This window comes from Runella sp. R5_40 (assembly GCF_057652295.1).
Genome location: NZ_JBYFCH010000001.1, coordinates 25933 through 38698 on the forward strand (window position 1 = coordinate 25933; position 12766 = coordinate 38698).

Genomic DNA, 12766 nt, shown 5'->3' on the forward strand with positions numbered 1-12766 from the left:
CTCTGCGGGTAAAAATTGAGAAAACAGTAAAGTTTAATATACTCAGAACGGAAGTTATTCATGCACATAAAAATCGGAACACGTGGAAGCCGTTTGGCTCTTTGGCAAGCGTATTACGTCGAAAAATCACTTCAACAGGGAGGGCTTTCGACGGAGATTGTCATCATTGAAACCAAAGGAGACCAAATCCTTGACCGCTCGCTTTCCAAAATCGGAAGTAAAGGGGTTTTTACCCAAGAACTTGAAGACCAGCTTCGCGACGGTCGCATTGACATTGCCGTTCATAGTGCCAAAGACTTGCAGTCAGAGCTGGACGAAGACCTGGAACTGATTGCTTTTACCGAGCGTGAACGCGTAAACGATGTGCTCGTAAGCCACAACACAACGCTTTCATTAAAAAGCGGAGAGGCATTTGTGGTGGGTACTTCTTCGACGCGTCGAGTGGCGATGTTGAAACATTTTTATCCCCACATCAAAACGGTGGATATGCGTGGAAACCTCCAAACGCGTCTTCGTAAGCTGGAAGAAGGGCAGTGTGATGCCATTTTGCTCGCCTATGCAGGCGTACACCGTATGGAATACGACTCGTTGATTTGTGAACACTTGCAGCTTGATGAATTTACACCTGCGGTGGGACAAGGAAGCGTGGCTATCGAATGCAGCTCTACCATTGCCCCAGAAAAAAAAGAAAAACTACGAGCGCTACTCAACCACCCCGCGACCGAAGCCTGTCTCTTGGCCGAACGTGCCTTTTTGAGACGTTTGCAAGGCGGTTGTAGTGTGCCTGTATTTGGACTAGCAACGCACCAAGCAGAAGGTTTGAGTATCACAGGAGGAGTCGTGAGTCTGGATGGGCAAACCTTGCTGAAACATACCGTAACGGGAGATACTTCAGCCCCAGAAGCAATAGGCAGCGAATTAGCCGAAAAACTATTGGCCGAAGGGGCGGCTGAGATTTTAGCCCAAATAAAACAGAATTTGTAAACAGAAAATGAGGTTTAGACCTTCCAAGTCGCAAGAAGACCTTCCAAGTTTTTGAAACTTGGAGGGTCTAAATAGAAAAAAACTTGGAGGGTCTGGCACCAAACCGATATGAAAGCAACCCTCAACCACCTACTGAACTACCAAACGCTCGACGAACCAACGGCTTACCAGACGCTTTTGGGCATTGGCCGTGGCGAATATAATGCTTCTCAAATCGCTAGTTTTCTAACCGTTTTTGCGCTTAGAGGCATTACGGTAGAAGAACTCACGGGTTTTCGTAAGGCCATGCTCGATTTACTTCTTCCCGTCGATTTCTCGGAGTTTGATGCCATGGACGTTTGCGGTACGGGGGGGGATGGAAAGGATACGTTCAATGTCTCGACGCTTTCGGCTTTTGTTGTCGCAGGAACGGGGCAGAAAGTGGCTAAACAGGGTAATCACGGCGTGTCGTCCGCAGTAGGGTCATCGACAGTATTGGAGTATTTGGGCATCAAGTTCACCAACGACGTTGATTATCTCCGTCGGAAAATGGAAACAGCGGGCATTTGTTATTTACACGCGCCGCTCTTTCATCCTGCCATGAAAAACGTCGCTCCCATTCGTAAAGAGTTGGGGATAAAAACATTTTTCAACATGCTGGGGCCGATGATTAACCCGAGTTTTACGCCTAAACAAATGGTGGGGGTTTTTAGCCTTGAATTAGCGCGCCTTTACGCCTATCTTTATCAGCAGTCGGACATGAAATACTTGATTGTTCATTCGTTGGATGGCTACGATGAAGTATCACTGACGGGTGATTTTAAGATTATTACGGCACACAATGAGCAGATTCTCGTACCTGCCGACTTAGGATTAAAGACGCTGAAACCAGAAGAGCTATTTGGAGGAGAAACATTAGCAGATTCGGCAACGATATTTCTGAATGTACTGAATGATGAGGCAACAGCCGCCCAAAAAGAAGCTGTATTGGCCAACGCAGGTTTGGCGCTTTTTGCTGCTGATTCTACTTTGTCACTCACTGACGCCGTAGCCATGGCCCGAGAGTCATTGGAAAGCAAGCGAGCGCTGGCGGCGTTCAAAACGTTGATTGAAGAGTAGGTAGCGTGCTTTGGGTTACTTATAACCCAAAGAAAACTTGTATTTCTTATGAGTGTGATGACATTTGAAGAATTAGACCTTAATGGTACCTACACCTACGCTGATTATTTAACGTGGACGTTTGAGGAACGTTTGGAGCTCATCAAAGGAAAGATTTTTAACATGTCGCCTGCACCAGCACGACGACATCAGAAGATTTCACGGCAATTGTCTTTACCCATCGGTAACTATCTCGATGGAAAACGTTGTGAAATGTACACAGCTCCTTTTGATGTACGTCTCACGCCATTGAAAGGTAAAAAACGCGCGGATAATCAAATTTACACGGTGGTTCAGCCTGATATTTGTGTGATTTGTGATAGTGATAAACTCGACGACCGTGGTTGTATTGGTGCTCCCGATTTAATCATAGAAATTTTATCGCCAGGAAACACCAAAAAAGAAATGCGCGATAAATACGAAGTTTATGAAGAAAATGGCGTGAAAGAATACTGGTTGGTAGAACCCAACGATAACGCTATCTTTGTGTATGTACTCAATGACGAAGGAAAATACATTGGCTTACGGCCTTTTACAGAAGACGACGTGATAACGACAAGTATCTTGCCTGAGCTTGAAATATCAGTCGCCAAAATTTTTGAACCCTAATGAATATTCTCGACAAAATAGTAGCCCACAAACGTACCGAAGTAGCCGACGCCAAAAGTCGGGTGAGCCTTGCCCAACTTGAACAAGCGCCACTTTTTGGTCGCCCCACTCTCTCGCTCAAAAACGCCCTTACCGCCAACGGTGCTTCGGGCATTATCTCCGAATTTAAGCGTAAGTCTCCTTCCAAAGGCATCATCAACGACCGCGTTCAGCCCGACATCGTGACCCAAGGATACGTGGCAGCAGGTGCAAATGGCCTATCGGTATTGACCGATACGGATTTCTTTGGTGGTACGTTTGAAGATTTTGGCAAAGCACGCGCTGCCAATCCAACAACGCCCATGCTTCGCAAAGATTTTATGATTGACGAATATCAGTTATGGGAAGCCAAAGCCATCGGCGCCGATGTGATTTTGCTCATTGCGGCTTGCTTAACTCCTGACGAGATTAGCTACTTAGGACAAAAGGCGCACAGCCTTGGTTTGGAAGTGCTGCTAGAGGTACACGACCGCGAGGAATTGGAACAGAGCTTGTGCGAGCACGTGGACATGGTCGGGGTTAATAACCGAAACCTTAAAACATTTGTTACATCAGTCGAAACATCGTTGGAATTAGCGCAACTTATTCCCGATAATTTCGTCAAAATATCCGAAAGTAGTCTCAAAGATGCCGATACAATCGTGCAATTGCGAGCGGCTGGTTATCAAGGCTTTCTCATTGGAGAAACGTTTATGAAAACCGAAGACCCCGCCGCTGCCTTGCGCGGTTTGGTCGCTGAGATTACGTCAAAAACACAATTTGCTTAATAGCCGACGTATTAGTTAACTTTTTTAATGGTGCCTGCGCACTTTTTGCCTTATGATGAAAATTAAAGTTTGTGGAATGCGTGACACGGCTAATTTGGCCGAATTGCTGGAGTTGAAACCTGATTTTATCGGATTTATTTTTTACGACAAATCACCTCGCTTCGTAGGGGAAAGCCTCGATGAGGAATTTATCAAAAATATTCCCAAGACCAGTAAAAAGGTAGGAGTTTTTGTCAATGCCAACCCTGACTTTATCCTTAGGCAAGTAAAACGCTACGATTTACAATTTGTGCAGCTCCACGGAAACGAAACGCCCGACGCTTGCCGAACCCTCAAAAGCCGAGGTGTCAATATCATTAAAGCTTTTTCAATCGACGAAGCGTTTAACTTCAACAGCCTTAATAATTACACCCCGCATTGCGAGTATTTCTTGTTTGACGCAAAAGGTTCACAACCAGGTGGAAACGGAGTGACATTTGATTGGAACACATTAAAACGCTATCAAAACGATAAACCATTCTTTCTAAGCGGTGGTTTATCATTAGAAAATATAGAGCAGGTTGCAGAACTAGGCATCAAAATTTTTGGATTGGATGTCAACAGTAAATTTGAAACTGAACCTGCGTTTAAAGACATTGAAAAACTAAGACAACTCTTCGACTTGGTTCGACCCGCCGAAGAAGAAATCGAACTTTAATAACATCACAATGGCAATAACGTCCGTAAATTCCCCCTTCCAAGTCAACGAACGCGGTTATTATGGCCAGTTTGGCGGGGCATACATTCCCGAAATGCTTTATCCAAACGTGGAAGAGCTTCGTGAAAATTACCTCCACATCATCGCTCAACCCGATTTTCAAGAAGAGTTTCAGGCGCTTCTCCGCGATTACGTAGGGCGTCCTACTCCGCTGTATTTGGCCCAACGCCTCTCCGAAAAATACAACACAACTATTTACCTCAAACGCGAAGACCTGTGCCACACGGGAGCGCACAAGGTAAATAATACGATTGGTCAAATTCTGTTGGCACGTCGCTTGGGGAAGAAAAAGATTGTGGCTGAAACGGGCGCAGGCCAGCACGGCGTGGCAACAGCTACGGTATGTGCCTTGATGGGCATGGAGTGCATTGTTTACATGGGAGAAATTGACATTCAGCGCCAAGCACCAAACGTGGCTCGGATGAAAATGCTCGGCGCCGAAGTACGCCCAGCAACGAGTGGCTCTAAAACCCTCAAAGACGCGACCAACGAAGCCATGCGCCATTGGATTAATAATCCGACCGATACGCACTACATCATTGGCTCTGTCGTGGGGCCACACCCATACCCCGACATGGTGGCGCGTTTTCAGTCGGTGATTTCGGAAGAAATTAAAAAACAGTTGCTAGAAAAAACGGGCAGCGAACTCCCCGACTACGTCATTGCTTGCGTAGGTGGAGGTTCCAACGCCGCAGGAGCATTTTATCATTTCTTAGACGATGCTTCGGTACAATTGGTGGCGGCAGAAGCTGGCGGCCACGGTATTCAGTCTGGCTTGTCGGCCGCAACCACGTTTTTGGGTAAAATCGGGGTATTGCACGGCAGTAAAAGCATTCTGATGCAAACCGAAGACGGCCAAGTGGTTGAACCTCACTCTATTTCCGCAGGCTTGGACTATCCAGGCATTGGGCCGTTGCACGCGCATTTGCACGACAGCAAGCGGGCGCAGTTCTACGCCATCACCGACGACGAATCGGTGGTATCAGCCATGGAGCTTGCTAAGTTAGAAGGTATTATCCCTGCCCTCGAAAGCTCACACGCTTTAGCCGTACTTCCCTACTTAAAAGCGGCTTCCAACGAAACAGTAGTGATTAACCTCTCAGGTCGTGGCGACAAAGACTTGGCTACGTACATGAAGTATTTATAGAAAATGAAAGGGTAGTTGAATATGCGCTTTTCTCGATTTTCTGCTACCCTTTTCTTCCTCTCCGTTGCGGCATTCACCATCCTGATGCTCACGAAGGTAATTCCTTACCTAAGTTTTGAACCAGAAATAGACTTCTTGACGACCAAAACCGACCGAGTTTTGGCAAAAAAAGACTTTCAAGTGGGGTTCTACGTCCATATCCTAAGTAGCTGGTGGGTGATGGGAATTGGCTTGTTTCAATTCATTCCAAGTTTTGTAAAAAAATATCGCCGTTTGCACCAAACCCTTGGAAAAGTTTACGTATTTTCGATACTGTTTTTGGCCGCCCCGTCGGGTTTTGTACTGGCATGGTACGCCAACGGCGGCTTGCCTGCCAAAGTAGGGTTTTCGTTGCAATGCCTTGTATGGTGGCTAACTACCCTCGTTGCTTGGTACGAAATCCGTAAAAACCAGTGGCAAAGACACGTAGAATGGATGATGCGCAGCTATGCCGTGACGTTGGCCGCGATGAGTTTGAGAGTGGGAAGCTACGTGATGGTGTATTTTTTAAGTACTAAACCCATCGAAACCTATCTAACGGTCACGTGGGCATCGTGGGTCGTCAATTTGATAATTGCAGAAGTTTTGATTTATAACAACCTTGGTACATACCTAATCCATAAAATTCGTTGATGCGCTTCTTTTTAAACAAAGCTTTTTTCCTGGGCTTCGCTGCTCTTACTTGGTATGGGTGTGCCCGCAATACCAACGAGAACTCAAAACCTACGGCCGTACCCGTCAAACTCGTGACGCATAAAGAAGCCGTGGACTCGCTGCGGAAAGATACCACGGCCCCGTTGAAAGCGTTGATTGTTAGCCCGCTTTCGGAGAAACAATTGGCAAGTTTTTTTGGAGAACACGATATTACGCCCTTGTTATTTATGGCTGATGCCGAAGGCGGATATGCCAACCGTTTTGATGGTTTTTACGGAGCCGACCACTACCGAATTGAGTTTTATTTCTCGGAAGTTCGCCGCGATTCGTTGAACCCAACGGTCTATTATGTAAAAGGGAAAAACCGCTATAAAAAGAACATTACGCCTTTTGAAGGTACCGTAACGTTTGATAAACTGGCGACCTTCAAAGACCCTAACCATAACGAAGAACACTACGACAACGATGAGTTTGCTTTGAAAGAGTCGTACTCGGCCCAAGCTACGTTTGAGCTAAAAGAAAACGCCATTTTTAAAGGCTCTGGTGTATTTTCGGGAAAAATGTTCCTCGATTTTTACGAACGCAAAGACGGAACAATTGACCTTTGGTACTATTCTCAAAACGCACCTGCGCAGGGAAGTGGCTTTAAATTTGACGGAAATTGGCGAAACTATAAAACAAACCAAACAAAACCCGTGGTGTGGGCCAAAGACTTGTTCATTTTTGCCAACGATATTCTAACCGATTTTTCTATTGGTGAACGCGACGTTGAAATCAATAAAAAATACCGCCACCTCGGCTGGGACAATTACTGGGAAAACGACGAATGGTGGCACGACACCCCCACAATTCAATAAAGGTATCGAACTTTTTCCGCCTGATTCTGATTGACATTTAACCACATTATCCATTTATACTCCTACTATTACCATGGCAACATTAACCCTAATGGAAGTTTCAGAAATGAGACTCAAGCTCAAAAACCTTGAAAATCAAGTTGCTTCGGGCGAATTATCGCTGTTTGACCGTTGCGAAATTGAGGACGAGATTTTGGAGTTAAAAGAACAACTTGGCGATTTTGAGCGCAGTGTTTTTGATAACACAGGCGAGTGTATCAACTGCTCTGGGTAGATTTTGAGGTTTTGAAACTTCCCTACTAAACACAGAACAGATATTTACACATGAAAAAAACATTTTTAGCCCTATTTCTGGCATTATTCACTTTTGGCGCTATGGCTCAATCTTCTTCCGACAAAGTACTTCGTCACGTCGTTTTGTTTAAATTTAAAGACGGCACCACGGCCGAGCAAGTAAAGAAAGTAGAAGCTGCCTTTCGTAAACTTCCTACCCAAATCAAAGAAATCAAAGGATTTGAGTGGGGAACCAACAATAGCCCAGAAGGCCACGACCAAGGTTTTACCCATTGCTTCTTCTTGACGTTTGCGTCGGAAGCCGACCGTGCGGTCTATTTGCCTCACCCCGACCACAAAGCTTTCGGTAAAGTCTTAGGACCTTACCTCGATAAAGTATTGGTGGTTGATTATTGGACTCAAAAATAAACCATGATAGCTTACTTACACGGTAAACTTGCTCATAAAGACCCCGCCTACGTAATCATCGACGTAGGCGGCGTTGGTTATGAAGTAAAAGTATCTTTACAAACCTTCGGGGCGCTGCCCAATGTAGGAGATTCCTGCAAAATTTATACCTACCAGCAAATCCGCGAAGACGCCCACACGCTGTATGGCTTTGCCGAGCCTACCGAAAAGACCTTATTTTTGGACTTGGTGAGCGTATCGGGCGTAGGGTCAGCAACGGCGCTGATTATGCTTTCGTCATTGTCGGCACCCGAAATCAAGCAGGCGATTGTCAACGAAGACGTGAAGCTGATTCAGACCATCAAAGGAATTGGCGGGAAAACAGCTCAACGCGTTATCATTGATTTGAAGGATAAAATCAAGAAAGAGGGCTTAATCGCGCCTCAGCCCAATGTCTTTATGGCAGCCAATAGCCAAGTGCGCAGCGAAGCGCTGGCGGCTTTGGTTATGTTGGGGATTCCAAAGCCTACCGCCGAGAAGAGTGTCGATACCATTCTAAAACGCGAAGGCGACCAAATCACCGTCGAACAGCTCATCAAATTGGCGCTTCGCTAGTGCCTAGCAATACATCTTTTATACCCCTAAAGGCTCCACTAGAACTTCAACGTCGTATCGGCGGGGCTGTCGGCGGGGCCTTTGTCTTTTTTGCCAAAGACCGACACATTGACGTAGCGTTTAGGATATTGACGGAAATTGGTCATCAGTTTGTTTACACTCACAATCGTACGGTTGATATTATCGTACAAAGTTTGGTCTTTCAACAACTTCCCTGCCGTTCCTTGGCCTTGTTCGAGAGCAGTCAGTGATTTTTGAAGCGTCGCTACTGCCGAATTGGCCTGTGCCAATGTCTCGCCCAAACGAAGCGCTTTCAACGAATCAGTGGCGGTTTTCAGATTTCCCAAAATAGGTTTAAAACTCTTTTCGGTTTCAATCAAAGAAGCAGAAAGGGCATTGACATTCGCCAAAGTCGCCGCAATGGCTTGACGATTTTGGGCAACGGTGGCGTTGATACCCGAAGCCGTTTGGTCGGTTGTCGTAAGTAATTTATTCAACACATACCCCGTTTGGTCAAACTGCTTTACAATACGGTTCAAATTAATAATGAGCGAATCGGCATTTTTTACCACGGGCAAGGCTTGTTCTTGGAGCAACGCCTGAATCCCCTTTTCTGAATCAGCCACTAGCGTGTCGCCTTGCTGAAGTTGTTTACCGCCCGTCGCAACTTGGAGCATTAGAGCACTTCCCCCCAACAACTCCGACGTCAGCATTACTTTAGACCCTTGGGTCAACAATACATTTTTTTGAATTTCTAGTGTCACCAACACCTTGTTTCCACGGTCGGTCAGCAGTTCTGTGCTTTTGACCTGCCCCACTTGCACCCCGTTGAGTTTGATGGGGTTCGATGGCTGAAGTGAGCCCACGTTGTCATATACTACAAAATACTTGTATTTGCTCGAAAAGAAATCAGCTCCTTTTAAAAAATTAAACCCAAAATAGAGCATAGACAACGCAACGATTGCCATCAACCCTACTTTTGCTTCCTTAGAAATTTTCATGAATGTGAATCGTTGATTGTTTTAATGACTACCGATCTTCTACTTCTTGCTTGTATTGCTTAAACGCCCGAAAAATAGCTTCCGCTATTTCGTCTTGGCCGTCGTCTGAATTGAGGTATTTTTCTTCCTGTGCGTGGCTAATAAACCCTGCTTCCACCAACACACTCGGCATGGCCGTTTGCCAAAGTACCATAAACCCCGCTTGTTTTACGCCACGGCTGTTGCGATCGGCATATTTTTGAAATTGGCGTTCGATTTTACCCGCAAAACTCAAACTGCTCGCAATGTAGGCGTTTTGGCGGTTGGCCAACATAATATACGCCAATGGAGAATTGGGATTAAAGCCTTTATAGCGCTCTTCGTAATTTTGCTCCAACAAAATACTGGAGTTTTCGCGTTTTGCTACTTCTAAGTTTTCATCCGACTTGTGCAATCCCATCACGAAGGTCTCCGTTCCAGCTGGACTCTTTTTGTTTTTGGGCAAAGAGTTACAGTGAATCGAAATAAACAAATCGGCCTTGCGACGATTAGCGATATTGGAACGTTCACTCAAATCAACAAACTTATCCGAAGCCCGCGTCAGAATTATTTTCACTTCTGGCATTTCGAGCTTTATTTTTCGCGCCAGTCGCATTGTTATGTCTAAAACAATGTCTTTTTCTTTTGAAATTTTTCCTTTGGCACCCGTATCCTTTCCTCCATGCCCCGCATCCAACACGATAAGATCGATACTCCCATCGGAGTCCGATTTGAAAGTAAAACTACAAAAAGTGATCCAACCAAGCAGTAATCCTATTTTGAACGTGTTCAACATGAGTGGTTCTTTAAGTTTATGGCTTATTGTGAATGAGTAAGAGAGGTATTCGACCATAAATAAACGCTCCAAAACCTTCTAAATTTTTGTCTAATTGACAAACTTAGAAGGTTTTGGAGGATATTTTTCACAAAGAAACTCAAAAATACGGTAAATCGCACACGGAAGCGCCTATACTCCTTCCGCAACTACCTCTTTGACGGTCGGAACCATCTGCGTCAACAGGTTTTGGATACCTGCTTTGAGGGTCAGGGTTGAAGACGGGCAGCCGCTGCACGAACCTTGTAAAAGTACTTTTACGACGCCCGTTTCTTCCTCAAACGAATGAAACGAAATAGCGCCCCCGTCTGACTCCACCGCTGGACGCACGTAATCGTCCAAAACAGTTTTGATTTGGCGCACCGTTGGGCTATCAGTATCCACAATCGTGGTGTTACGCTCGACTGTTTTTTGCTCAAATACAGGGTGGTTTTCCTCGAAGTAAATCTTCAAAAACTGCTTGGTATCCAAAATTACTGAACCCCAGTCAGTCGTGTCATCTTTGGTGAGGGTCACGAAGTTGGACGCCAAAAATACGCGCTGCACGAAAGGAAATTGGAACAAATCTCCCGCCAAAGGCGACGACTTTCCTTCGGCCTGTGTAGCAGCCAAATCGGGATAATCGAACGATAAGCCTTGGGGAACAAGTTCAAAATTGAAGACAAACTTCATCGAGTTTGGATTGGGGCTTGCCTCGGTATAAATAAATACGGGTTGCATAGAAAAAGTATGACTCGTTGTTTGATTCATCAAAATAAATAGACAATCCTGAAAAGACCGTCCCCTTTGCAACAAAACTTTCGGCATTTTGGTTTGCTTGTTCGCTGTTAGCTATTTTGTGGTAACTTTGTTAGTATAGAACTTTAAACCTACAAAAATGGAAAGTATCATTGTTTATCCCAAAAATGAACAACAAACGTCTTTACTCAAATCACTCTTGAAAGAGATGAAAGTGCGTTTTGAGATAGGAAATGACGACCCAACAACTGCTTTATCCGAATCAGAGTTTATTGCTAAAATAGATAAATCGATACAGCAAGCTGAAGCTGGAAAAACAAAACATATTTCTAAGGATGAACAGAAAAAGTTTTTGGGCTTATGAGTTATTCCATAGAATTTACCGAAGAAGCCATTGATGACATTGAGAAACACAAAAGGGCTGGAGATAAAAAAGTATTAATAAAAATCGACAAACTCTTGGACGAGCTTCGAGCCCACCCAACTACAGGAACAGGAAAACCAGAAAAACTAAAGCATTACTCTGTCCCGACCTGGTCAAGAAGAATCACCGATAAGCACAGACTGATTTACAGGGTTCAAGAAGAAAAAATTATTGTGCTAGTTTTGGCCTCTTGGGGGCATTATGGCGAAAAATAACGCACAGCATTTCTTTCGTATAGGGTAATTCTCATTTGAGTTGTCATAGAAGAAAACCCTCGCTACCGCCTCTATGATTTACCTCGTCGGAACATTCATTGCGCTGTTTCTTGCCGCCATAGCCCTCACGAAAAAAGGCCGCACCACCGCCGACCTCCTTTTGGGTATTTGGATGGTAGTCGTTGGTTTACACGTATTTTCGTTTTATAGCTACCTGACCCAGCTCATTTATACCTATCCTGCTTTTTTGGGTTCCAATTTTCCTTTGCCTTTTCTGCACGGGCCACTGCTGTATTTATATACCCTTGCCCTTACTCGCCCCGAACAGTTTCAATCGAAAAAGTGGCTACTGCACGGAGTTTTACCGCTCATTATCATTGCCATCTATGCTCCTTTTTGGCGTTTATCGGCAGAACAAAAAGTGGAGGTTTTCAAACAAGAAGGCAAAGGCTACGAAGACGTGATGGAAATCAGTAGCCTACTGCTGACGAGTTCGGGGATTTTTTACATTTTGGCCACCCATTACCTCCTTCAAAAGCACCGTAAACGAATTTTAAACCAGTTTTCTAACCAAGAAAAAATCAACCTCAACTGGCTACGGTTTCTTTTTTATGCCATGGGGATTATCTGGTTTTTTATCATTTTCCTTCAAAACGACCCGCTCATTTTCTCAAGCAGTAGCGTGTTTGTGGTGCTTATCGGCTACTTTGGCATCAAGCAAACGGGCATTTTCACCGCCCCTCTCGAATCGCCTTCCACACACCCCGAATCGGCTTTACAACTTGCTGAAGTAGAAGAAACTACCTCAGACCTTCAACGCAAAAAATACGCAAAATCGGGCTTAAACGAAGAACGCGCCCAAGAACTTCGCGAGCGTTTGGAAGAACTGATGCTCATTGAGCGGTTGTTCATCGAACCCGAGTTGACACTGACCGATTTGGCCAATCGTTTGGATACCCACCCCAATTACCTATCACAGGTCATCAACGAAGTAGAAGGTATTAATTTTTATGATTACGTTAATCGGCTGCGGGTCGAAGAATTTAAGCGCCTGCTGTCACTCCCCGAAAACCAACGATTTACGCTCCTTGCCCTTGCTTATGACTGCGGTTTTAACTCCAAATCGGCCTTCAATCGCTGTTTTAAGAAAACCACGGGGCTCTCTCCTTCTGAGTACGCAAAGCAGTTGAAAGCGGTGTACGAATAGCTATGTGAAAAGAGGCTCACCTTACAAGCAAGGGCGCTAAGA

General features: G+C 45.0%; 17 protein-coding genes. 14 read left to right on the plus strand and 3 right to left on the minus strand.

Annotation, left to right across the window (positions count from 1 at the left end; all coding sequences use genetic code 11):
- Positions 1-60 precede the first annotated feature (60 nt).
- From hemC to ruvA, 11 genes are all read left to right on the plus strand, one after another.
- A complete protein-coding gene (gene hemC, locus AC23N5_RS00100) occupies positions 61-984 on the plus strand; it encodes a hydroxymethylbilane synthase (protein WP_487754048.1) in 924 nt (307 codons plus the stop codon).
- Positions 985-1092: 108 nt separating this feature from the next.
- Positions 1093-2082, plus strand: a complete 990-nt coding sequence (trpD, locus tag AC23N5_RS00105) for an anthranilate phosphoribosyltransferase (RefSeq protein WP_487754049.1) — start codon at positions 1093-1095, stop codon at positions 2080-2082.
- Positions 2083-2130: 48 nt separating this feature from the next.
- Complete coding sequence (locus AC23N5_RS00110) at positions 2131-2730, plus strand: Uma2 family endonuclease (protein WP_487754050.1); 600 nt, start codon at positions 2131-2133, stop codon at positions 2728-2730.
- A complete protein-coding gene (gene trpC / locus AC23N5_RS00115; RefSeq protein ID WP_487754051.1) occupies positions 2730-3536 on the plus strand; it encodes an indole-3-glycerol phosphate synthase TrpC in 807 nt (268 codons plus the stop codon). Before AC23N5_RS00110 ends, trpC begins: the two co-directional genes overlap by 1 nt.
- 55 nt (positions 3537-3591) lie before the next feature.
- Positions 3592-4233 carry a phosphoribosylanthranilate isomerase gene (locus AC23N5_RS00120; RefSeq protein WP_183972257.1) on the plus strand — a complete coding sequence of 214 codons (642 nt, stop codon included), beginning with the start codon at positions 3592-3594 and terminating at the stop codon, positions 4231-4233.
- A 10-nt stretch (positions 4234-4243) separates the two neighbouring features.
- The gene (gene trpB / locus AC23N5_RS00125) at positions 4244-5440 is read left to right on the plus strand and encodes a tryptophan synthase subunit beta (RefSeq protein ID WP_487754052.1); all 1197 of its coding nucleotides are present in this window, start codon (positions 4244-4246) and stop codon (positions 5438-5440) included.
- Between the two features lie 21 nt (positions 5441-5461).
- The gene (locus AC23N5_RS00130; protein WP_487754053.1) at positions 5462-6112 is read left to right on the plus strand and encodes a DUF2306 domain-containing protein; all 651 of its coding nucleotides are present in this window, start codon (positions 5462-5464) and stop codon (positions 6110-6112) included.
- Entirely contained in the window at positions 6112-6990 is an 879-nt protein-coding gene (locus tag AC23N5_RS00135; protein ID WP_183971986.1) for a hypothetical protein, read from the plus strand. Before AC23N5_RS00130 ends, AC23N5_RS00135 begins: the two co-directional genes overlap by 1 nt.
- Positions 6991-7063: 73 nt before the next feature.
- Positions 7064-7264, plus strand: coding sequence for a hypothetical protein (locus AC23N5_RS00140; protein ID WP_028524266.1), 201 nt, complete (start codon positions 7064-7066; stop codon positions 7262-7264).
- A gap of 101 nt (positions 7265-7365) precedes the next feature.
- A complete protein-coding gene (locus tag AC23N5_RS00145) occupies positions 7366-7692 on the plus strand; it encodes a Dabb family protein (RefSeq protein ID WP_374757996.1) in 327 nt (108 codons plus the stop codon).
- A 3-nt stretch (positions 7693-7695) separates the two neighbouring features.
- A complete protein-coding gene (gene ruvA, locus AC23N5_RS00150) occupies positions 7696-8286 on the plus strand; it encodes a Holliday junction branch migration protein RuvA (RefSeq protein WP_183971988.1) in 591 nt (196 codons plus the stop codon).
- 38 nt (positions 8287-8324) lie between these two features.
- Here ruvA and AC23N5_RS00155 read toward each other — a convergent pair whose 3' ends face one another.
- The 3 genes from AC23N5_RS00155 to AC23N5_RS00165 all read right to left on the minus strand — a co-directional run bounded on the left by AC23N5_RS00155 (position 8325) and on the right by AC23N5_RS00165 (position 10860).
- Positions 8325-9287 carry an MlaD family protein gene (locus tag AC23N5_RS00155; RefSeq protein ID WP_183971989.1) on the minus strand — a complete coding sequence of 321 codons (963 nt, stop codon included), beginning with the start codon at positions 9285-9287 and terminating at the stop codon, positions 8325-8327.
- A gap of 28 nt (positions 9288-9315) precedes the next feature.
- Positions 9316-10101, minus strand: coding sequence for an N-acetylmuramoyl-L-alanine amidase family protein (locus AC23N5_RS00160; protein WP_183971990.1), 786 nt, complete (start codon positions 10099-10101; stop codon positions 9316-9318).
- 171 nt (positions 10102-10272) lie between these two features.
- Entirely contained in the window at positions 10273-10860 is a 588-nt protein-coding gene (locus AC23N5_RS00165; protein WP_183971991.1) for a NifU family protein, read from the minus strand.
- A gap of 157 nt (positions 10861-11017) precedes the next feature.
- Between AC23N5_RS00165 and AC23N5_RS00170 the strand changes: the two genes are divergently transcribed.
- The 3 genes from AC23N5_RS00170 to AC23N5_RS00180 all read left to right on the plus strand — a co-directional run bounded on the left by AC23N5_RS00170 (position 11018) and on the right by AC23N5_RS00180 (position 12724).
- Positions 11018-11242 carry a DUF2683 family protein gene (locus AC23N5_RS00170; protein ID WP_122932180.1) on the plus strand — a complete coding sequence of 75 codons (225 nt, stop codon included), beginning with the start codon at positions 11018-11020 and terminating at the stop codon, positions 11240-11242.
- The gene (locus AC23N5_RS00175) at positions 11239-11517 is read left to right on the plus strand and encodes a Txe/YoeB family addiction module toxin (RefSeq protein ID WP_122932181.1); all 279 of its coding nucleotides are present in this window, start codon (positions 11239-11241) and stop codon (positions 11515-11517) included. Before AC23N5_RS00170 ends, AC23N5_RS00175 begins: the two co-directional genes overlap by 4 nt.
- Positions 11518-11590: 73 nt before the next feature.
- Positions 11591-12724 (plus strand): helix-turn-helix domain-containing protein, encoded by a 1134-nt coding sequence (locus AC23N5_RS00180; protein ID WP_487754054.1) that lies wholly within the window; start codon positions 11591-11593, stop codon positions 12722-12724.
- Positions 12725-12766 lie beyond the last annotated feature (42 nt).

What these genes read in the sequence shown, in the direction of transcription:
- AC23N5_RS00170 (WP_122932180.1), top strand. Translation starts at nt 11,018, where the DNA reads ATGGAAAGTATCATTGTTTATCCCAAAAATGAACAACAAACGTCTTTA.
- AC23N5_RS00155 (WP_183971989.1), bottom strand. Translation starts at nt 9,287, where the DNA reads ATGAAAATTTCTAAGGAAGCAAAAGTAGGGTTGATGGCAATCGTTGCG.
- trpC (WP_487754051.1), top strand. Translation starts at nt 2,730, where the DNA reads ATGAATATTCTCGACAAAATAGTAGCCCACAAACGTACCGAAGTAGCC.
- ruvA (WP_183971988.1), top strand. Translation starts at nt 7,696, where the DNA reads ATGATAGCTTACTTACACGGTAAACTTGCTCATAAAGACCCCGCCTAC.
- AC23N5_RS00175 (WP_122932181.1), top strand. Translation starts at nt 11,239, where the DNA reads ATGAGTTATTCCATAGAATTTACCGAAGAAGCCATTGATGACATTGAG.
- AC23N5_RS00145 (WP_374757996.1), top strand. Translation starts at nt 7,366, where the DNA reads ATGGCTCAATCTTCTTCCGACAAAGTACTTCGTCACGTCGTTTTGTTT.
- hemC (WP_487754048.1), top strand. Translation starts at nt 61, where the DNA reads ATGCACATAAAAATCGGAACACGTGGAAGCCGTTTGGCTCTTTGGCAA.
- AC23N5_RS00120 (WP_183972257.1), top strand. Translation starts at nt 3,592, where the DNA reads ATGAAAATTAAAGTTTGTGGAATGCGTGACACGGCTAATTTGGCCGAA.
- AC23N5_RS00135 (WP_183971986.1), top strand. Translation starts at nt 6,112, where the DNA reads ATGCGCTTCTTTTTAAACAAAGCTTTTTTCCTGGGCTTCGCTGCTCTT.
- trpB (WP_487754052.1), top strand. Translation starts at nt 4,244, where the DNA reads ATGGCAATAACGTCCGTAAATTCCCCCTTCCAAGTCAACGAACGCGGT.
- AC23N5_RS00110 (WP_487754050.1), top strand. Translation starts at nt 2,131, where the DNA reads ATGAGTGTGATGACATTTGAAGAATTAGACCTTAATGGTACCTACACC.
- AC23N5_RS00180 (WP_487754054.1), top strand. Translation starts at nt 11,591, where the DNA reads ATGATTTACCTCGTCGGAACATTCATTGCGCTGTTTCTTGCCGCCATA.
- AC23N5_RS00165 (WP_183971991.1), bottom strand. Translation starts at nt 10,860, where the DNA reads ATGCAACCCGTATTTATTTATACCGAGGCAAGCCCCAATCCAAACTCG.
- AC23N5_RS00160 (WP_183971990.1), bottom strand. Translation starts at nt 10,101, where the DNA reads ATGTTGAACACGTTCAAAATAGGATTACTGCTTGGTTGGATCACTTTT.
- AC23N5_RS00140 (WP_028524266.1), top strand. Translation starts at nt 7,064, where the DNA reads ATGGCAACATTAACCCTAATGGAAGTTTCAGAAATGAGACTCAAGCTC.
- AC23N5_RS00130 (WP_487754053.1), top strand. Translation starts at nt 5,462, where the DNA reads ATGCGCTTTTCTCGATTTTCTGCTACCCTTTTCTTCCTCTCCGTTGCG.
- trpD (WP_487754049.1), top strand. Translation starts at nt 1,093, where the DNA reads ATGAAAGCAACCCTCAACCACCTACTGAACTACCAAACGCTCGACGAA.